Annotated in this window: 17 protein-coding genes; 7 read left to right on the top strand and 10 right to left on the bottom strand. The window is 73.3% G+C overall.

What is annotated here, in order from left to right:
- The first annotated feature begins 74 nt into the window (after positions 1 to 74).
- From RF640_RS02380 to RF640_RS02390, 3 genes are all read left to right on the top strand, one after another.
- Positions 75 to 1,274, top strand: coding sequence for an aromatic ring-hydroxylating dioxygenase subunit alpha (locus RF640_RS02380; RefSeq protein WP_035923494.1), 1,200 nt, complete (start codon positions 75 to 77; stop codon positions 1,272 to 1,274).
- Positions 1,264 to 3,213: a BCCT family transporter gene (locus tag RF640_RS02385; protein WP_109221433.1), complete on the top strand. Its 1,950-nt coding sequence runs from the start codon at positions 1,264 to 1,266 to the stop codon at positions 3,211 to 3,213. The genes RF640_RS02380 and RF640_RS02385 overlap by 11 nt, the downstream gene beginning before the upstream one ends.
- Positions 3,214 to 3,349: 136 nt before the next feature.
- The gene (locus RF640_RS02390) at positions 3,350 to 4,195 is read left to right on the top strand and encodes an IclR family transcriptional regulator (RefSeq protein ID WP_136340977.1); all 846 of its coding nucleotides are present in this window, start codon (positions 3,350 to 3,352) and stop codon (positions 4,193 to 4,195) included.
- A gap of 64 nt (positions 4,196 to 4,259) precedes the next feature.
- Here the strand turns inward: RF640_RS02390 and RF640_RS02395 are convergent, their stop codons facing one another.
- Entirely contained in the window at positions 4,260 to 5,120 is an 861-nt protein-coding gene (locus RF640_RS02395) for a hypothetical protein (protein WP_136340976.1), read from the bottom strand.
- Positions 5,121 to 5,340: 220 nt separating this feature from the next.
- On the opposite strand from RF640_RS02395, the gene RF640_RS02400 reads away from it, so the two are divergent.
- Positions 5,341 to 6,015: an SDR family oxidoreductase gene (locus RF640_RS02400; RefSeq protein WP_035923498.1), complete on the top strand. Its 675-nt coding sequence runs from the start codon at positions 5,341 to 5,343 to the stop codon at positions 6,013 to 6,015.
- A 49-nt stretch (positions 6,016 to 6,064) separates the two neighbouring features.
- On the opposite strand, the gene RF640_RS02405 is transcribed toward RF640_RS02400, so the two are convergent.
- Together RF640_RS02405 and RF640_RS02410 are read right to left on the bottom strand one after the other, a co-directional pair.
- A complete protein-coding gene (locus tag RF640_RS02405; RefSeq protein WP_017833554.1) occupies positions 6,065 to 7,180 on the bottom strand; it encodes an NAD(P)-dependent alcohol dehydrogenase in 1,116 nt (371 codons plus the stop codon).
- Between the two features lie 197 nt (positions 7,181 to 7,377).
- Positions 7,378 to 7,848: a hypothetical protein gene (locus RF640_RS02410; RefSeq protein ID WP_249033708.1), complete on the bottom strand. Its 471-nt coding sequence runs from the start codon at positions 7,846 to 7,848 to the stop codon at positions 7,378 to 7,380.
- Positions 7,849 to 7,912: 64 nt separating this feature from the next.
- Here RF640_RS02410 and RF640_RS02415 point away from each other — a divergent pair, with 64 nt between their 5' ends.
- Positions 7,913 to 8,161, top strand: coding sequence for a hypothetical protein (locus RF640_RS02415; protein WP_126346653.1), 249 nt, complete (start codon positions 7,913 to 7,915; stop codon positions 8,159 to 8,161).
- Positions 8,162 to 8,300: 139 nt separating this feature from the next.
- Here the strand turns inward: RF640_RS02415 and RF640_RS02420 are convergent, their stop codons facing one another.
- The 3 genes from RF640_RS02420 to RF640_RS02430 form a co-directional block, all read right to left on the bottom strand.
- Positions 8,301 to 9,935, bottom strand: coding sequence for an ATP-binding cassette domain-containing protein (locus tag RF640_RS02420; protein ID WP_109221437.1), 1,635 nt, complete (start codon positions 9,933 to 9,935; stop codon positions 8,301 to 8,303).
- Positions 9,936 to 10,296: 361 nt separating this feature from the next.
- The gene (locus RF640_RS02425; RefSeq protein ID WP_368826416.1) at positions 10,297 to 11,610 is read right to left on the bottom strand and encodes an MFS transporter; all 1,314 of its coding nucleotides are present in this window, start codon (positions 11,608 to 11,610) and stop codon (positions 10,297 to 10,299) included.
- A gap of 10 nt (positions 11,611 to 11,620) precedes the next feature.
- Positions 11,621 to 12,637, bottom strand: coding sequence for a YafY family protein (locus RF640_RS02430; protein WP_181821144.1), 1,017 nt, complete (start codon positions 12,635 to 12,637; stop codon positions 11,621 to 11,623).
- Between the two features lie 62 nt (positions 12,638 to 12,699).
- On the opposite strand from RF640_RS02430, the gene RF640_RS02435 reads away from it, so the two are divergent.
- Both RF640_RS02435 and RF640_RS02440 read left to right on the top strand, forming a co-directional pair.
- Positions 12,700 to 13,749, top strand: coding sequence for an ABC transporter ATP-binding protein (locus tag RF640_RS02435; protein ID WP_197723053.1), 1,050 nt, complete (start codon positions 12,700 to 12,702; stop codon positions 13,747 to 13,749).
- A complete protein-coding gene (locus tag RF640_RS02440; protein ID WP_126346655.1) occupies positions 13,746 to 14,555 on the top strand; it encodes an ABC transporter permease in 810 nt (269 codons plus the stop codon). The genes RF640_RS02435 and RF640_RS02440 overlap by 4 nt, the downstream gene beginning before the upstream one ends.
- 67 nt (positions 14,556 to 14,622) lie before the next feature.
- Here RF640_RS02440 and RF640_RS02445 read toward each other — a convergent pair whose 3' ends face one another.
- The 4 genes from RF640_RS02445 to RF640_RS02460 form a co-directional block, all read right to left on the bottom strand.
- On the bottom strand, positions 14,623 to 15,639 hold the full coding sequence (locus RF640_RS02445) for a magnesium and cobalt transport protein CorA (RefSeq protein ID WP_017833561.1): 1,017 nt from the start codon (positions 15,637 to 15,639) through the stop codon (positions 14,623 to 14,625).
- Between the two features lie 104 nt (positions 15,640 to 15,743).
- Positions 15,744 to 16,766: a sugar ABC transporter permease gene (locus tag RF640_RS02450; protein ID WP_251355583.1), complete on the bottom strand. Its 1,023-nt coding sequence runs from the start codon at positions 16,764 to 16,766 to the stop codon at positions 15,744 to 15,746.
- Between the two features lies 1 nt (position 16,767).
- Positions 16,768 to 18,399 (bottom strand): ABC transporter permease subunit, encoded by a 1,632-nt coding sequence (locus RF640_RS02455; RefSeq protein WP_017833563.1) that lies wholly within the window; start codon positions 18,397 to 18,399, stop codon positions 16,768 to 16,770.
- The gene (locus RF640_RS02460; protein ID WP_109221439.1) at positions 18,399 to 19,628 is read right to left on the bottom strand and encodes a maltose ABC transporter substrate-binding protein; all 1,230 of its coding nucleotides are present in this window, start codon (positions 19,626 to 19,628) and stop codon (positions 18,399 to 18,401) included. Before RF640_RS02460 ends, RF640_RS02455 begins: the two co-directional genes overlap by 1 nt.
- Positions 19,629 to 19,842 lie beyond the last annotated feature (214 nt).

The following is a 19,842-nucleotide window of genomic DNA, read 5'->3' on the forward strand; positions in this document are numbered from 1 at the left end:
CCCACGCAGCCCTGCCACTCCTCCTCCCTCTCCCACCCCGCGCTCTGCGCACTGTCCGAACCCAGGAGTTCGTGTTGTCGATCAACGTTGTCTCGGAGTCCCTGATCTCCACCCTGCCCGGCTCCACCTACGTGGACGAGGCAGTCTTCCGCGCCGAGCAGGAGCGCATCTTCGAGCAGATGTGGTTCTGCGCCGTGCGCGCCGCCGACCTGGACAAGCCCGGAGCCTTCCGCACCGTCCAGGTCGGGCGGGAGTCCATCATCATCACCCGCAACCGGAAGCACGGCATCCGGGCGTTCTACAACATCTGCCGCCACCGCGGGGTGAAGCTGTGCATGGAGGACGCCGGCGAAGCCGCGCGCTCCTTCCAGTGCCCGTACCACGCCTGGACCTACGACTTCGACGGCAAGCTCATCGCCGCCCCCAACCTCACCAAGATGCCCGACATCGACCGCCAGGAGTACGGCCTGGTCACCATCCCGGTCCGCGAGTACCTCGGCTACGTCTGGGTCTGCCTGGCCGAGACCCCTCCGTCCTTCGAGGAGGACGTCATGGGCGACATCCAGGAGCGCCTCGGGGACACCCAGGCCATCGAGGGCTACGACATCGCCAATCTCTCCCTGGGCCGGCGGATCACCTACGACGTGAAGGCCAACTGGAAGCTCATCATCGAGAACTTCATGGAGTGCTACCACTGCGCCACCATCCACCCCGAGCTCACGGAGGTGCTGCCCGAGTTCGCCGACGGCCTCGCCGCCCAGTACTTCGTCGGACACGGCGCCGAGTTCGGCGACGACGTGCGCGGCTTCACCATCGACGGCTCCGAGGGCCTCGACAAGCTCCCCGGCGTCGACGACGACCACGACCGCCGCTACTACGCCATCACCGTCAAGCCCACCGTGTTCGTCAACCTCGTCCCCGACCACGTCATCATCCACCGCATGTTCCCGCTGGCTCCGGACCACACCGTCGTGGAGTGCGACTGGCTCTACCTCCCCTCGGTCGTGGACTCCGGCAAGGACGTCTCCACCTCCGTGGAGCTCTTCCACCGCGTCAACCAGCAGGACTTCGACGCCTGCGAACGCTGCCAGCCCGCCATGAACTCCAAGATCTACGCCAAGGGCGGGGTCCTCGTCCCCTCCGAGCACCACATCGGCGCCTTCCACGACTGGATCACCGACAAGGTCGGCGACGTCGTCGGGACGGCGCCACCCCGGTCCTCCGGGACCGGGCCGCAGCACCTGTTCCCGGGAGGGGATCACGATGAGCACTGAGAATCCACCACTGGTTCCGTCGTCGGACGCGGAGGCCCCGCCGGCCTGTCCCGTCGACGACACGACGCACCTCCACGAGGCGGAGGCCGAGGAGACCCAGATCCTCGGCGAGCTCAGGGAGGGGGTCCAGGAACGGCGCAGCGCGCTCCAGGGAGAGCCCCGGGGCCTGGACAAGGTGATCTTCGGTGTGACCGGCGCCCTGGTCGTCGCCTTCGTGGTCTGGGGCTTCGTCGGCACGGAGAACCTGTCCACCGTCTCGACCGCGGCGCTCGGGTGGGTCCTGGAGAACACCGGGTGGATCTTCGTGCTGCTGTCCTCCCTGTTCGTCGCCTACGTCCTGTGGCTGGCCCTGGGCCGGTTCGGCAACATCCCGCTGGGCAAGGACGGCGAACGGCCCGAGTTCAGGACCGTCTCGTGGATCTCCATGATGTTCGCCTGCGGCATGGGCATCGGCCTGATGTTCTACGGCGTCGCCGAGCCCCTCTACTACTACATCTCCCCGCCGCCGGCCACGGTCGACGCCGGCACGGCCGAAGCCGTCGAGACGGCCATGGCCACGTCGCTGTTCCACTGGACGCTGCACCCCTGGGCCATGTACGCGGTGCTCGGCATCGCCATCGCCTACGGCACCTTCCGGCTGGGCCGCAAGAACCTGCTCTCCGAGGCGTTCGTGTCCCTGTTCGGGCGGCGGGCGGTCGACGGCGCCGGCGGCAAGATCATCAACATCCTGGCCATCTTCGCCACGCTCTTCGGCTCCGCGGCCTCGCTCGGGCTGGGCGCGCTCCAGATCGGCAGCGGCCTGCAGTTCAACGGCGTGGTGGGCGAGGTGGCCACCCCGATGCTCGTGCTGATCATCGCGGTGCTCACCTTCTGCTTCGTGGCCTCGGCGGTGTCGGGCATCGAGCGCGGCATCCAGTTCCTGGCCAACACCAACATGGTGCTCGCGGTGGTCATGGCCCTCATCGTCTTCGTCGTGGGGCCCACCCTGTTCATCCTCAACCTCATCCCCAACGCGATCGGCTCCTACCTCCAGCAGCTGCCGGAGATGGCCGCCCGCACCGAGGCCTCCGGCGGCGAGGACATGCGCGCGTGGCTGTCCAGCTGGACGATCTTCTACTGGGCCTGGTGGATCTCCTGGACACCGTTCGTGGGCATGTTCATCGCCCGCATCAGCCGCGGTCGCACCATCCGCCAGTTCGTCACCGGCGTGCTGCTGGTGCCCTCCCTGGTGTCCCTGCTGTGGTTCGCCGTCTTCGGCGGCAGCGCCATCCACATCCAGCGGGAGGCGAACGCGACCCCGGACACCGGCGACGGGATCGCCACGGTCGTCGACGGCGTCCCCACCATCTCCTTCGACGGCGCGATCTACGACATGTTCAACAGTCTGGGCACTCCGCAGGCGCTGACCATCGGCCTGGCGGTGCTGGCCATGGTGCTCACCGCCATCTTCTTCGTCACGGGCGCCGACTCGGCCTCCATCGTGATGGGCTCCCTCAGCTCCCGGGGCAGTCTCGAGCCGTCGAAGCCCGTCGTGATCTTCTGGGGCGTGCTGATGGGCGGGGTCGCCGCCGTCATGCTCCTGGCCGGCGGGGACACCCCCGCGGAGGCGCTGGGTGGCCTGCAGCGGCTGACCATCGTCGCCGCGCTGCCGTTCGTCCTCGTGATGTTCGCCCTGTGCGTCGCCCTGACCCGCGACCTGCGCGCGGACCCGATGTGGTTGCGCCAGCGGCTGTCCGACTCCGTGGTGCGCCGCGCCATCCGCACCGCCGTGGACGAGTACGGGCACCAGAAGTTCACCCTGGTCACCCAGGAGAGCACGGATCCGCCCACGGACCAGATCCAGGCCGTGGACGCCACGGCCGCGGGGCAGCCGATCTACGCCCGGGAGAAGGGCCGGGAGAACGGCCAGGTCCGGAAGAAGAAGGCGGCCCGCCCATGACACCGCGGGACGGTCCGGGACGCGCCCGGCCCGCACGGCACGTTACCGCGCGCCCCGCCCGCTCCACCCCGGCGAGCCGGGGTGGAGCGGACGGACCGGACGGAGCGCGACAATGACGATTGACTACCATGGAGTCATGTCCTCCCCCGGCCCCAGACCCCCGACCGCCCTCGATGCCGCCAAGGAGCAGCCCAGCACGGACGGGGTCACCCCGGGGGGCGTCCAGTCCGTGGACCGGGCCATCACGGTGCTCGAGCTCCTCGCCCGGACCGGCGGTTCGACCGTGACCGAGGTGGCCGCGGAGCTGGGCGTGCACAAGTCCACCGCCTCGAGGCTGCTCGGCGCCCTGGAGCTCCGGGGCCTGGTGCACCACCCGAGCGACGGCAGCAGGTACCAGCTCGGGTTCGGCATCCTGCGACTGGCGCACGCGATCCCCGGCCGGCTGAGCGTGGTCGCCGAGGCGCGCGACGAGGTCCGCGGCCTGGCCCGGACCCACTCCGAGACGGTCAACCTGGCGGTCCTCCGGGAGGGCCACGCCGTCAACGTGGACCAGGAGATGGGCCCCTCCTCGGTCGCGACCCACGACTGGATCGGGAGCCTGACCCCCCTGCACGCCACCGCCAGCGGGAAGGTGCTGCTGGCGGGACTGCCGTCCGACGAGAGGGCCCACATCCTGCGCACCGAGGGCATGCCGGCCCTCACCGCGCGCACCATCACGTCGAAGGAGCAGCTGGAGCGCCAGCTGATCGACGTGGTCGCCCGCGGCTACGCCACCGTGTGCGAGGAGTTCGAGATCGGGCTGAACTCCGTCGCCGTGCCCGTGCGGGACCATCTCGGCACGGTCATCGCCTCGATCAGCGTCTCGGGACCCGCGTTCCGGTTCACGGAGCAGCACATGGCCGATCTGGTCGAGGACCTCAAGGAGGCCGGCCTGCGGGTCAGCCGGCGCATGGGCTACGTCCCCCTCGACGGCTCCGCGTAGGAGGTCCCGTGCCGCGCCCCCGGGGGCGCGGAGCCCTCCTCCGGGCTGCGGTCCCTCGGGGCGCTCAGGCGCGGAAGGAGGCGATCATCGCCTCGACCTGCCGGTGCTGCTCCGATCCGGCGTACTCCCGGGCGGCCTCGAGCGTGGGGAAGTCGTGGACCGAGCTGAAGATCACCGTCCGGTAGGTGATGCCGTTGGGCGCGACCACCCCGGTCTCGACCAGCCCCAGGCCGTACAGGACGTGCGGCAGCATCGTGGTGGGCGGAGGGGCCTCCGCATCGGTCAGCGAGGTCACGAGCCGCACGGCGTCCGGCCAGCCGTACGCGTTGCGCAGCTCCGGGGCGGACGTCAGGTCCATGGCCACGGAGCGCACCACGAACTCCCCGCTGCTGGACAGGGGCACGCTCCCCGGGACGTCCCCGAGGTGGGCCACCGGCGGCATCGAGCAGTCGGGGCCGCACTCGGCGCCCCAGGCGATGAGCACCGACAGGTGGCCCACGGGAGCACCGTCCGGCCCGAGCACCGTCACCGTGCCGCCGACGTCCGAGAAGTCCCCGTCCACGCTCCACGTCGCGGGCAGCTCGAAGGCGAAGGCGGCGTCCGCGGCCGTGCCGGAGTAGGTCACGAGCTCCGCGGGAGCCCCAGTCGGACTCGCCGTCGGGCTCGCGGTGGGCGTGCTGGTCGGGGCCTCCGTCGGACCGGCCGTCGGGTTCTCGGCGGTCGGCGACGGGCTCTCCGTGGCTGGTTCTGTGGCTGGTTCCGTGGCCGTCGGGGACTCCGCCGCCGTGGCGGCCGGCGACGCGGCCGGGCTCGTGCCCTCGGCGGAGGGGTCCCCTCCGGACGGGGTGCCGCAGGAGGCCAGGAGGAGCAGGGCCGCGGCGGCCGCGCCCAGCGCCCGGGTCGATCGTGACGTGGTCGGTGACATGTGGACGGCCCCCCGATCGCGGAGCACCAGCGCCCCGGGCGTGCGCCCGGCCCGGCTCCGAGGACTGCAGGCTACGCCGCCCGGTTCGCGGTCGGCAACGGCGGGCGGCGGGCGCCCGGCGATCGTTGTGGGATCGCAAATTCCTGGGCGCTGTCGGAGAGCGTGGGTACGCTCGGGGCACGGCCCGCTCCGGGGTCGCACCGGGGACAGGAGTGGGGCCATGGACCTGAACGGCGCGAGGATCCTGGTGGTGGGGGCGACCGGCGTCCTCGGGCGGCGGCTGTGCGAACGGCTGAGCGAGCGCACCACCGACATCGTGGTGACGGGCCGCTCCGCCTCTGCGGCGGAGGAGCTGCGGCGCGGCCTCGGCCTGCGCGCGGCCCACGCCCTCGACCTCGTGGACCACGACGAGGCGGCGGAGGTGGTGCGCCGTGCGGCCGAGGAGCTCGGCGGGCTCGACGCCGTGGTGATCGCCACCGGGGTCGCCGCGTTCGGCCCGGCGGCCGACGAGGACGAGGCCGTCGTGGAGGAGCTGTTCGAGGTCAACGCCCTCGGCCCCATGGCCGTCATCCGGGCGGCCCTGCCCCACGTCGCGGACGGCGGCGCGGTCGCGGTCCTCACCGGGGTGGTCGCGGAGCTGCCGCTGGCCGGGATGGCCGGCTACGCCGCCAGCAAGGCGGCCATGGCCTCGTGGCTGGGGTCGCTGCGGCGGGAGCTGCGCCGTCGTCGGATCGCGGTGATGGACGCCCGGCTGCCGCACATGGACACCGGGCTCGTGGACCGGGCGCTCACCGGCCTGCCGCCCCGGCTGCCGCCGGGGCACAACGTGGACGACGTCATCGCCGCGGTGGAGCGCGGCCTCGAGCGCGGCGTCCACGAGCTGCGGATCGACTGAACCGGGTGCCCGTGCCCGCCGGAGCCGCCGCGGCGGTGGGGGCGCCGTCTCACCGGGGCATGCGGATGACGGGCTTGACCACGTCGCCGGACCCGCTGTCGGCGAGGGCCTGCTCGATCTCGTCGAGCTCGTAGAAGCGCACCAGCTCGTCGAAGGGGAACCGCCCCTGCCGGTGGAGGTCGATCAGGGCGGGGATGAACTTTCCGCTGCGGCTGCCGCCGCCCAGGACCCCGACGATCCGCTTGCCCCACAGCGCGTGCATGTGGTCGAGGCTGAAGCGCGCCTGGGCGGGCGCGCCGCCGATGAGCACGAGCGTGCCCAGCATGCCCACGCAGTCCGCGGCCTGCTCCACGACGGGGACCACCCCGGTGCACTCGAACGCGTAGTCGGCGGAGCCGCCCGTGATCCGGGCGACCTCCGCGACCACGTCCGTGTCCCGGGAGTTGATGACGTGGGTGGCCCCGTAGCGGGTGGCCAGCTCGAGCCGGGAGTCGTGCAGGTCCACGGCGACGACCGTGGTGGCGGCGGTGCAGCGGGCGGCCATGATCGCGGCCAGCCCCACGGCCCCGACGCCGAAGACCACCAGGGACGAGCCCGGCTCCGGGCGGGCCTCGTTGAGCACCGCGCCGGCGCCCGTGCCCAGCCCGCAGGCCAGGGGTCCGAGCAGCTCGAGCGGCACGTCGTCGGGCGCCTTCACGAGGGCGTCGGCGAGGACGATCGAGTGGGTGGCGAAGGACGACTGGCCGAAGAAGTGCCCGGAGACCTCCGAGCCGTCCGCCCGCGTGTAGGCCGAGGTCCCTGCGTCCTCGCCCCGGAAGCGGCGGCCCGAGACGAGAGCCTCCCCGGTCCGGGCGCAGTAGCGGGGCTGCCCGTCCAGGCAGTTGCGGCACGCTCCGCACGAGGGCCACCCGATGACGACCCGGTCGCCGGGCACGACGGCGCCGACGCCCTCGCCGACCCGTTCCACGATCCCCGCGCCCTCGTGGCCCAGGATCCCCGGCAGCGGCAGCGGCATGTCACCCGCACGGGTGATGGCGTCGGTGTGGCAGACCCCGGTCGCGACGATCCGGACCAGCACCTCCCCGCGGCCGGGCTCGGCGAGCTCGACGTCCTCCAGCTCGAACGGGGCCCCGATCCCCTCGACGACGGCGGCGCGGATCCTCATGGTGTCCTCCTCGGCACTCCCGGTGCGGTGACGCGGCTCACGCGCCCCCTGCTCGGCAGTCTAGGGGCGGGCACGGTCTCCGGGGGAGGTCAGTCCCGACCGGACATGACGAGTCCGCCCGGAGCCGATCCGCGCGGGAGGCGGCGGACGGCCCGCGGGCGGCCGCGGCGCACTCCTCCTGCAGGAGGAGCGACGGGTCAGCCGTGGCCCAGGTCCCGCATCTGCTCCGGGGTGAGCCGGCCCCCGTTGGCCGCCGCGGCCTCGAACGTCGGCAGGTGGATCTCCTGGGAGGCGCTGCGCAGGTTGGTGAAGACGCGGGTCAGGGGTTCGTCCCCGCGGACCTCCTCCAGCAGCCGGTCGTAGAGCGCGATGTTGTCGGTCTCCCAGGCCGCCCAGGCGGTGGCGGCGGCCTCGAGGTCGGTGGGCGCGGAAATCCGCCCGGTGTAGGGGTTCGGCGGGACCGTGACACCGAGCCGCTCCAGCTGGCGGGTCAGGGCGTCGACGTGCTGCTCCTCGGCGGCCTGGATGCTCGCGTACGGCTCGACGGGTCCGAACTCGTCCACGACCGCCCGGTACTGCGCCGAGGCGGCGTACTCGCCCTCGGGGGACATCAGGGCCTCCCACGCGGCCGCGGCCAGGGGGTCGGCCGCGGCCGGAGGAATCGACACCGAGGGGACCGCCCCGGCAGCGCCCGGGGCGGGCGCCGTTCCGGGCTGCGTCGTCGGGCCCGTCGTGGTCAGGCCCGTCGTGGTCGGGCCCGGCGACGCGGGGCTCGTCGTCGCCGAGCTCGACGGGCTCGACGGGCTCGACGTCGGGACGGTGCCGTCCCCGGTCGGCGGGGAAGCCTGCGGACCGCAGGCGCTGACGGCCGTCACGAGGAGCACCGCGGCGGCCGGGACGATCAGTCTCTGGTGCATGATCCGTTCTCCATCCTGGGAGGAGCGGCCCGGCGGGGTCGCTCGGCTCGACGGTCTGCGGTGACGCCGATCACAACATACCCCAGGGGGTATGCGGGAGCAAGAGGTGTGACGCCTCCGCGCCTCTCTGTGACGACGTCCGACCGACCCTCTGCTCCGCGGTCCGGGGCCGGCCCGTCCTGCCCCCGCCCACGGCGGGGCCGTCAGAGCGTCAGCCGCGGCCAGCCCTTCGTGTCTCGCAGGAGCTGCCGGTCGTGGGTGGTCAGCACCACGGCCGCGGCCGTGGCGGCGAGGGCCTCGGTGAGCTCGTCCACGAGGGCGATCGAGAGGTGGTTGGTCGGTTCGTCCAGCAGCAGCACGTGCGGCCGGGACGCCAGCACCACGGCCAGCTCGAGGCGCCGCCGCTGCCCGGCCGACAGCTCCGCCACGGGGCGTCCGCGGTCCCGCGCCGCCAGCAGTCCCAGGGACTCCAGGGGGGCCACCTCGTGCTCGGCCAGCCGGTCCGCGAGCACGAGCCGGACGAGCTCCTGCTCGTAGACCTCCTGGGCCGAGCGCGCCCCGTGCCGGACCCCGTCCTGCAGCAGGTGGCCGATCCGCGCCCCGGGGGCTGCGGTGCGCCGCCCCACGTCGGGAGCCAGCGCACCGGCGAGCACCTGCAGCAGGGTGGACTTGCCCGCCCCGTTGGGGCCTGCGACGACCAGCCGGTCCCCGGACTCCAGCAGCACGTCGACGGGCCGGAGCAGCCGGCCCGTGACCGCGACGCCCTCGGCGCGCACCAGCTCGACACCGGGCAGCGCCGGCAGCTCCGGCACCGACAGCTCCAGCGGGGGCTCGGGGACGTCCACGCGGTGCCGCTCGAGGTCCTCCTGCCGGCGGTGCACCGAGCGGACGAGCCCCGGGGCGCGGGTGGCGCGGGTGTGCTTGCCGGTGCCCTTGTCCGGGCGCCATCCGTCGACCAGGCGGGAGCGGGCGCGCTGGAGGTTCCCGGCCAGCCGGGCGTGCTCGGCCTGCTGCTCCCGGTGGTCGTGGATCCACCGCGAGCGCTCGGCGGTCCGGCCGGCGCGCCAGCCCGCCACCCCGCCCCCGTACCACCGCGGGCGGCCGTCCCGGCTGGGGTCCAGGTCCAGGACGGTGTCCACGACCTGGCCCAGCAGCCGCCGGTCGTGGCTGACCAGGACCACGCCGCCGCGGAACTCGCGCAGCGCCGCCCCCAGGTGGGCCAGCCCCGCGGCGTCGAGGTGGTTGGTGGGCTCGTCCAGCAGCAGGAGGTCGTGGACGGTGCCGAGCAGGCAGGCCAGGCGCACCCGGTAGCGCTGGCCCACCGAGAGGGTGCCGAGCACCCGGGAGCGGTCGGTCACGGCGTGCAGGGCCTGCAGGGCGAGGTCCACCCGCCGGTCGGCGTCCCAGGCGTCGAGGGCCTGGGCGACCGCCAGCGCCTGTGCGTACTGCTCCGGGGCGCCCGGCCGGTCCGCGGCGAGGGCGCGGGCTGCGGCCTCGACCTGCGCCACCGCGGTGTGCTCGGCGGTGAGCTCGAGGTCCAGGAGGTCCCCCACGGTGCCCTCGGGCGGCACGGGCAGCTCCTGGTCGACCACGGCGAGCGTGCCGGTGCGGCGGACGGTGCCGGCGTCCGGGAGGAGGGCGCCCGAGAGCACCTCCAGCAACGAGGTCTTGCCGCGGCCGTTCTCCCCCACCACGCCGAGGCGGGTGGCGGGGGTGATCGTGAGGTCGAGCCCGTCCAGGACGGTGCGGGAGCCGCGGACCAGGCGGATCCCGGTGGCGGTCAGCTGGGCGTGCTCGCCCGCGGGCACGGCGGGACGGTGGACGGGAACGGCGGACATGCTTCCTCCGGGGTGCGGAGCCGCGCGCGGCCGGACGGCTGGGGCTCCTGACGAGGGGACGGGTGGGCAGGACGACGGACCGCCGCGGCGGACGCGCGGCGGGATCCGGAACCCGTCAGAGGAAGAAGTGGTGGAACATGGTCGCTCCAGGATAGCCCGGGACCGCCGGCTCGGGAGAGCCCCGGTCCGCTCCGCTGAGCCCCAACCCCCAGCTCACCCCGAGCGCCGAGTCCCCCATCGCTCGCCGGATCCCCAGGACTTTGTTGGGGACCCGGCGCACAACGTGGGGGCTCGGCAGAGTGGGTGGCTGCGAGGTGGGGACTCGGCGGGCGGGGCGGCCGGGAGAGCAGCGGGCCCCAGGTCAGGGGGTCCGGCGCTCCCGGAGGACGCCGGCCATCAGGGCCGCGACGAGCGCGAAGACCGGGACCACGAGCAGCGCCCCCCGCAGCCCCACGGCGTCGGAGAGCACCCCGACGGCCGGGGACAGGCCGAGGAAGCTGATCCGCATCAGCCAGCTGACCAGGGCCAGGCCCGTCCCGGTCCGCAGCCCGGGGATGTCGTCGGCGGCGTGGAAGGCCGCGGGCACGAGCGTGGCGCAGCCGAAGCCGGCCAGCGCGAAGCCCGCGACGGCCGGGCCCGGCGCCGGGGCGAGGACCACGAGCAGCATCCCGGTCGCGCTCAGGGCGGCCCCGCCGCGGACCACCGCGGCCCGGCCCCAGCGGTCGGTCATGGGGTCGCCGAGCATCCGGCCCACGAACTGCGCCGCCATGAGCGCCACGAGCCCGAGCCCCGCGGTGGCCAGCGGGGCGCCCAGCTCGGCGTTCAGGTACACGGCCGACCAGTTCTGCCCGGCGTCCTCGACCATCACCCCGGCCATCGCGATCACGGCCACGGGCAGGAGGCTGACGACGACGATGCGCCCCGCCGACCGCCGCCCCGTCCCGGCGGGCCCGGAGCCGGGGTCCGGCCGGGAGCCGGTGGTGCCCAGGCCCGTCGTCGTCGTGCCATCCGGAAGCGGATCCTCCGGCGGCGGGTCGTCCGAGCTGACCGTGCGCAGCTCCTGCCCCTCGGCCGGGCTCAGCGCGGCGCGCAGCGCCACGAGGGCGACCGCGCTCCACACGAGCCCGCTCGCCGGCAGGTGCCACCCCAGGGGCACGCCGAGGGCGAGCGCCGCGGTGCCCATGAGCCCGCCGACCACGGCGCCCAGGCTCCACAGGGCGTGCAGGGAGTTGATGATCGAGCGGCCGCGGGCGCGCTGGACCTCCATCCCCTGGGCGTTCTGGGCGGTGTCCACGTGGGCGTCCAGGGCGCCGCCCAGGAACATCGCCGCGAGGAACACCCCCGCGCCCAGCCCCGTGCCAGCGCCCAGGCCCGCCCCGGCCCCGGCGGCCGCGAGGCACACGGAGAGCAGGACGGTGCCCAGGGCCGCCACCCGGCCGGAGCCGAAGCGGCGGATCGCCCGGGCGGGGAGGGCGCCCACGAGGATCGCCCCGAGCGGGAACGCCACGACCAGCAGGCCGTAGAGGGTGTTGGAGAGCCCGAACGCGTCCTTGACCTCCGGCAGGCGCGGCAGCAGGTTGGCGTAGAGGGCGCCGTTGGTGAGGAAGAACGCGGACACCGCGATCCGGGCGCGCCGGACCCGCGCGGGGTCGAGGGCGGTGGTCTGGACGGTCACGTCCACGACTCTAAGGGCTGGGTTCCCCCGCCTCCGCCCCCGGCCCGCTGGAGTCAGGGGGCGACGGGCCGTCCAGGGCGTCGCCGAGGCGGTCCCGGAACCCCCGCACGGCCTCGGCCACCTCGTCCGAGCACAGCAGCCGCCACGGCACGTCCGCCGGGATCCAGGGCAGCGCCATCAGCAGCTCCGGGACGGAGCCGCCGGTGACGGTCCAGTCGACGGTGTCCCCGGGACCCTGCACCGCCGTGGCCGCCCACGGCCCGAAGTGCTCCCGGACCCGGTCCAGGCCCACGGTCATCCGCACCGTCAGCTCGTGCCGCGCGGCGGCCGCGCCGTGGGCGGCCAGGACGAACTCGGCGGCGTCCGCGGCGGGCAGCTCCCGCGGCGCGACGCGCACGGCGGTGCCCGCCAGCCTCCGCAGCCGGTCGATGCGGAACGTGCGCCAGTCGGCGCGGTCGGCGTCCCAGGCCACGAGGTACCACCACCGGTCCCGCGGGACCAGGGAGTGCGGCTCGACCAGCCGGGCGCTCTCCCGGCCCTGCCGATCGACGTAGCGGAAGCGCACCCGCTCGTGGTCGCGGCAGGCCAGGGCGAGCTGGGCGAGGACCTCGGTGGCCACGTGCGCGTCCGTGCGGGCCACCGGGACGGTGTGCGCCTGCAGCGCGGCGACCCGGCGGCGCAGGTGCCGCGGCAGCACCTGCTGGACCTTGGCCAGGGCGCTCAGCGACGTCTGCTCGCCGTCGCCGACGCCGTGCACCGCGGCGGTGCGCAGCCCCACGGCGATGGCCACGGCCTCGTCGTCGTCGAGCAGCAGCGGCGGGATGCTGGTGCCGCCGGCGAGCTGGTACCCGCCCGCCGTGCCGGGGCGGGCCGTGACCTCGTAGCCGAGCTCGCGCAGCCGGTCGATGTCCCGGCGCAGCGTCCGCTCGGAGACCGTCAGCCGCTCGGCGAGCTCGGGCCCGGACCAGTAGCGGTGGGTCTGCAGCAGGGACAGCAGCCGGAGCACCCGCGACGTCGGATCGGACATGACCCGCAATCTACGCCCCCCTGCGGACAGCTGGTGGCCTGAATGCGCTCTACCGTGGACCCATGAGCACCCCACCCATCATCAGCGCCCGCGGGCTGAGCAAGAGCTTCCGCGGGCCCGGCGGCCGGACCGTCGAGGCGGTGGCCGACCTGACCATGGACGTGGTGCCCGGCACGCTGACCGCGTTCCTCGGGCCCAACGGCGCGGGCAAGTCGACCTCGCTGCGCATGCTCACCACGCTGCTGCGGCCCACCGGCGGCACCGCCACCGTGTGCGGGTTCGACGTCGCCCGGCAGCCGGCCGAGGTGCGCGCCCGCATCGGCTACATCGGGCAGAAGAACGGGGCCGGACAGTACCAGCGGGTCCGCGACGAGCTGCTCAGCCAGGGCGCCCTGTACGGGCTGAGCCGGGCGGAGACGCGGCGCCGCGTGGACGAGCTCGTGGAGGCCCTCGGCCTCGGCGACCTCGTCCGCCGGCCCACGATGAAGCTCTCCGGCGGCCAGCGCCGCCGCGTGGACATCGCCCTGGGACTGATCCCCGGCCCCCAGCTGCTCTTCCTCGACGAGCCCACGACCGGACTGGACCCCCAGTCCCGCGCGCACCTGTGGGAGCACATCCTCGACCTGCGCCGCCGCTACGGGACCACGCTGTTCCTCACCACCCACTACCTCGACGAGGCCGACCAGTTCGCCGAGCGGGTCATGGTCGTGGACCGGGGACGGATCATCGCCGACGACACCGCGTCCCGGCTCAAGACGGACCTGGCCGGCGACCGGATCGCCCTCACCCTGGACGCCGACCCGCCCGCCGCCGCGGCGGCCGTCCGGCGCGCGGCCGCCGCGGCGGGGGCCGGCGGCGCCGAGCCGGAGGCGGTCCCCGCCGGGGAGGGCACCCGCGTGGTCGTCGCGGTCGAGCACGGCGAGCGCGTGCTGCCCGCCTTGCTGCGCGAGCTCGACCGGGCCGGCCACGCCGTGCGGACCGCCGAGCTGACCCGCCCGACCCTCGACGACGTCTTCCTCCGGCTCACCGGCCGGAGCCTGCGCGAGGAGCGGACCGACGCGTCCGAGACCGACCCGGCCGCCGAGGCCACGAGCGTGGGAGCACCCCGATGACCGCCGTTCCGACCACCCGCGAGTCCCCCGGCGGCACCGACCGGGCCCGCCCGGCCGGGATCGTCCACGACTCCGTCAGCGTCTTCGTCCGCGAGCTCCGGCCCGTGGTCCGGGACCCCTTCAGCCTGGTGTTCTCGCTCATGCAGCCGCTGATGTTCCTGGCCTTCTTCGGCCCGCTCCTGGGCGGGATGACCGGGCTGCCCCTCGACCAGGCGTTCCAGTGGTTCGTGCCGGGCATCGTGGTGATGATCGCGCTGTTCGGCACCGCGATGACCGGCTCGAACCTGCTGTTCGAGATCCAGTCCGGGGCGCACGAGCGGATGCTCGTGGCGCCGGTGACCCGCTCCGCGCTCATGGTGGGGCGCGCGTGCAAGGAGATGGTGCCGCTGGTCCTGCAGGCCCTGGTGCTCTCCGGGGTGGCCGCGTTCTTCGGCTTCCGCCCGTCCCTGCCCGGCATGGTGGTGGGCCTGGCGATCCTCGCGGTCTTCGGGGTGGGGCTCGGGGCGCTGAGCTACGCCCTCGCCATCGTCTCCCGGAACCGGGACTGGATGTTCTGGACCGTGCAGCAGGGTCTGCTGTTCCCGCTCATGCTGCTCTCCGGGATGCTCCTGCCGCTCGAGGCCGGTCCGGGGTGGATGCAGGTGCTCTCGCGGTTCAACCCGCTCACCTACATGGTCGACGCCGAGCGGGCCCTGTTCAACGGCCAGTTCGGCGATCCGGCCGTGGCCGCCGGAGCCCTCGCCGCGGTCGTACTGGCCGCCCTGGGCCTGACCGTGGGGATCCGGGCGATGCGCAACAGCATCTGAGGGGCCCACCGGGAAGGTCGCCGGGAAGGTCGCCGGGAGGGTCGCCGCGGAGGTCGCCCGGTGACGCTCAGAGCCACCGCTTCCACTTGAACACCCCGTAGAGGGCCACCCCCATGCCCAGCATGGCCAGCAGCGCGAGCGGGTAGCCCAGCGTCCACGCGAGCTCGGGCATGTGCTCGAAGTTCATCCCGTACACCGTGCCCACGAGGGTCGGGGCGAAGAGGATCGCGGCCCAGGAGGAGATCCGCTTGACCTCCTCGCTCTGCGCCAGGGCCGACTCGGTGAGCCGCTGCATCTCGTCGTTCTGCCGCTGGCCCACCAGGGTCGCGTGCACCGTGAGGGCGTTCTGCAGGAGCACCCGGAACGCGTCCGCGCGCTCGGCCACCCGGATGGCGTGGTCCTGCACGTCCCGCAGCCGCTGCTGCAGCTCGAGGTCGAGCCCGTACTTCTCCGCCCCGTGCTGCAGGGCCTCCAGCATGGCCACCAGCGGGTGGACGGCGCGCTGGAACTCGATGACCTCCCGGGAGAGCTCGTAGACGCGGCGGGAGACGTCCCGGTCCGCGCCGAAGATCTCGTCCTCGATCTCGTCGATGTCGTTCTCGAGTCCCGCGACCACGGGGGCGTAGCCGTCGACCACTTCGTCCAGGATCCCGTACAGCACCGCCTGCGGGCCCGTGCCCAGCAGCTCCGGCGCGGCCTCCAGCCGGCGCCGGACCGCGGCCAGGTCGGGCGACTCGGCGTGGCGGACCGTGACCACGAAGTCGCGGCCCACGAACACGTGCAGCTCCCCGAACTCGACCTTCTCCACGTCGTCCAGGTAGCGGGCCGGGCGCAGCACCACGAAGAGGGTGTCCCCGAAGCGCTCCAGCTTGGCGCGCTGGTGGCCCTTCAGGGCGTCCTCCACCGCGAGGTCGTGCAGCCGGAACTCCGCGGCCACGGACTGCACCTCGGCCGGCTCCGGGCGGTAGAGACCGATCCAGGCCATCCCGCCGCGCCCGCGCAGCGCCGCGTAGGTCTCGTCGAGGTCCTCCGGGGTCGACGTGCGCCGGCCCTCCACGTACACCACGTTGTCCACCAGCGTCACCGCGTGCCACCTCCCGTTCTGCCCGTCGCCCGTCCCGCCCCATCATGACAGGACCCGCGCCCAGGGCCGGACCGGTGGGTCCGGTGCAGGTGCCGGGCGGGCGGTCAGCCCTTCACGGCGCCGCCGGTGAGCCCGGAGACGATGTAGCGCTGGAGGAACAGGAACAGCGCGACCACCGGGATCGCCGCCAGGATCGCCCCGGCGGTGAAGACGCCCCAGTTCTCCCCGAACTGCACGGAGACGAACTGGTACAGCCCCACGGCCAGCGTGTACTTGTCCGGGTCCTGGAGCACGATCTGGGCCAGCAGGAAGTCCGAGAAGGACGCGATGAAGGACAGCATCCCGACCACCACGAGGATGGGGGTCACCAGCGGCAGGATCATCGTCCAGTAGATCTGGGCGTGCGAGGCGCCGTCGATCTCCGCGGCCTCGTCGAGGTCCTTGGGGATGGTGTTGAAGAAGCCGTACATCAGGAACGTGTTGGCGCCCAGCGCCCCGCCCAGGTAGACGGCGACGAGGCCCAGCCGGGAGTTCAGGCCCATGAACGGGTAGACCCCGGAGATCGCGAACAGCAGCAGGAAGATCGCCACGAACGCCAGCAGCTGGGGGAACATCTGGATGACCAGCAGGGCCAGCAGCCCGCCCTTGCGGGAGCGGAAGCGGAACCGGGAGAACGCGTAGGCGGCGGCCGCACCCATGAGCACGGTGCCCACGGCCGTGGTGACCGAGACGAACAGCGAGTTCCCGAACCAGGTCAGGTAGGGGTTCTGCGGGTCGTTGAGCAGGTTCGTGTAGTTGGCGCCCGTCACGTCCGAGAACAGCTGGTTGGACCCGAGCAGGGAGCCCGAGGCGGACAGCGAGGCCGAGAAGGCGTAGACCAGCGGGAAGAGGGCGAAGACGCACGCGGCGATCGCGGCGAGGTGCTTCCACCCGCCGCCGGCGGAGCGACGGCGCCGGCGGGGCCGGGGAGCCCCGGGCGCGGCGCCCGGGGGCCGCAGCGTGTCCGTCGGCTGGAGGGTGGTCGGGGTTCCGGCGGACGGCGCGGCCGCGGCGGCGGCCCAGGGGGCGCGGTCCGTGCCGTCGGGGCCGGGGCGGTCGCCCGGGGTGGGTGCGGTGGGAGTGGGCATGTCAGCTGATCTCCTCGAGAGCCTTGCTGCGGCGGAACGTCAGCGCGGAGATGACGGCCACCATGATGAAGATGAGGATGGACAGGGCGGAGGCCAGACCGTAGTCGTTGGTGCCGCCGGCGAACGCGATCTTGTAGACGAACGAGATGAGGATGTCCGTGGCGCCCACCCCGGTGGTGGACTCCAGGTCCTGGGGACCGCCGCCGGTGAGCAGGTAGATCACGTTGAAGTTGTTGAAGTTCATGGCGAAGGACGCGATGAGCAGCGGGCCCACGGCCACCATGAGCATGGGCAGGGTGATCGCCCCGAACTGGCGCACCGGCCCCGCACCGTCCATCTCGGCCGACTCGTAGAGCTCGCCGGGAATGGCCTGCAGGGCGCCGGTGGTCACGAGGAACATGTACGGGAAGCCCAGCCAGAGGTTGACCAGCAGCAGCGAGAGCTTGGCCAGCCAGGGGTTCTCGAGCCAGGGCACCCCGGCGCCGCCCAGCAGGACCTGGTTGACGAAGCCGAAGTCCGCGTTGAGCAGACCGGCCCAGATCAGGATGGACAGGAAGGCGGGGAAGGCGTACGGCAGGAAGATGACGGCCCGGTAGACGTTGCGGAACCTCAGCTTCTCGTCGTTGAACAGGATCGCCAGGAGCAGCCCCAGGAAGAAGGTCAGCGCCACCGAGAGGATCGCGAAGGCGAAGGTCCACAGGGTCACGGAGACGAACGGGCCGCCCAGGACCTCCGGGTCGAAGATCGCCCCGAAGTTGTCCAGGCCCACGAAGACCCGCCAGCCCGGTCGCAGGGCCTCGCCGTCGGCGCTGACGAACGCGCCCTCGCCGTTGTTCGCGTACACGGTGCCGTCGTCGGCGACCATGGCGTCGGCCGCCTCGTCGTGCACGAGCGTGGGCTCGTAGGCGTAGGCCGTCCGGCCGTCGTCGGTGCGCAGCACGCCCTCGGCCTCCTGCTCGCCCACGGGCACCCGCAGGTCCGCCAGCTCGCCGGCGGCCGCCACGACGCCCCCGTAGTCGAGGATCTCGTAGCCGGGCGCCTCGGCGACGCGCCCGTCGGCGGCGGTCGCCCCCTCGAGCGGCGCGAGCGGCTCGCCGGTGGTGCCCACGAGCACTTGGCCGTCGCGCACCGTGGCCAGGGCCAGGCCGTCGGCGCCCTCGAGCACCGTGACCGGGTAGGCCCCGGAGCCCTCGATCCGCTGCTCGTACGTGGTGGTGAGCTGCGTGATCGCCGCGTCCTTCGTGGCGTTGTGGCCGTCGCCGTAGTTCGTGAACGCCGTGGCGGCGGTGTAGATCAGCACGAAGATCTGGAACACCAGCAGGAAGATCAGCCCGGGGAACAGGTACTTCGCGGGCAGCAGCTTCCTGGTCGGCAGGAAGTACACGAGATCGGCTGCGATCAGGGCGACGACGAGGAAGGCCAGGATGCCCCAGCTGCCGGCGGCCCAGGCCGCCAGGATGCCGAAGAGGCCGAACGCGTTGATCAGCGCCATCAGGACCAGTTTGACCACGAAGCCCACGCCGAATCCGCGGGAATGGGCGTGCTGGAGCTCGAGGGGGGCGCCGAGGCCGGCGCCCCCGCCGGTCGCTCCGGGGGCGGCGGTCCCGCCCCGGATGGGGGTGCGCGTGCTCATCAGATCTGTCCTTCGATATTGTCGATCATGCGGTTCCACAGCTCCACGGGGTCCCCGCGGCCGTCCACGACGGCGTTCTCCGTCGTGCCCCAGAAGCTCCACACCGCGCCCATCTCGGGGATGGCCGGCATGGGCAGACCCGTCTCGGCGATCTCCGCGTAGGCGGAGCGCAGCGGGTCGCCCTGCATGCGGTCGACGGCCACCTGGCTGGCGGGGGGCCGGCCCGTGCTCTCGTACATGGCCGTCTGCGCCTCGGGGCGCGTGAGGTAGTTGGCGGCGAAGTCCTGGGCCGCCATCGGGTTCTGCGCGTTGGCGTTGACGAAGAACGCCTGGACGCCCACGAACGGGCGGGCCTCCTCGTCCCCGGCCGGGGGCACGGGCAGGACGCTCACGTCCATCCCGGCGGCCTCGACGTCGGTCAGCTCCCACGGGCCGCCCAGGTGGAAGGCGGACTCGCCGTTGAGGAAGGACTCCTTGGCGATGTCCGGGGTCATGGAGGTGCGCAGGTCCCCGGAGGCTCCGAGCTCCTGCAGGTAGCGGGCGAACTCGTTGCCGTCCTCGCCCCCCATGGTGAGGTTGCCGGTGTACTCCCCCTCCGCGGTGCGCTCGAACACCTCGGCCCCGAACGAGGTCTGCAGGGCGTAGAGATGGTACGGGTCGCCGGCCTCGGGCGACTGGCTCACCGTGAAGGGGTACTCGATGCCCCGCTCCTCCATGAGCCGGTGACCGATCGCCCGCAGCTCGTCGAACGTGGCGGGGTCCTGGGCGGCGAGCTCGTTGTTGCGCAGCATCGCCACGTTCTCGATCGCGTACGGCACCCCATAGCTCACCCCGTTGTAGACGACGGCCTCCCGGGCGTTCTCGGTGAAGTCCTCCGCCCGGTCCCCCATCTCCACGGGGACGACGACGCCGTTGGACGCCAGCTGCCCGAGGTTGTCGTGCGGCGAGACGATGATGTCGGGGGCCTGCCCCGTGGGCGACTGGGAGATGAAGTTGGAGATCGCCTGCGCGTTGATCTCCCGCTGGACGAACTCCACCTCCACCCCGGTGTCGGCGGTGAATTCCTCGGCGATCTGCTGGAGGGCGGGGATCTCGTCGGACCCCGCCTGGATCTTGATGCTGCCCGGCCCGCCGGCCAGGCCGGCGACCCCGGCCGTGGGCGCCGACGAGCACCCCGCGAGCAGGAGCACGGCACCGACGGCGCAGGCCGCCCGGTGGAGGTGTTTCATGGTGGGGTTCCTCGATGTCTTCCGTGGTCGCGCGGTCGCGACGGCCGTCGGTCTGCGGGGGTGGTGCGGGTCGGGGGGCTGCTGCCGCCGGGGGCTTCACCCGGGAGGTGAGCTGGCTCACTACTGTAAGCGCTACCACCACGGCTGTCCACATCCGATACAGCACCCGCCTTGCCAAGGCACTCGATGTGATAGCGCTTCCAGTCCGTGGGGA

Origin of the sequence: Kocuria sp. CPCC 205231 (assembly GCF_040980965.1) — a bacterium.
Taxonomy (GTDB): Bacteria; Actinomycetota; Actinomycetes; order Actinomycetales; family Micrococcaceae; genus Kocuria; species Kocuria rosea.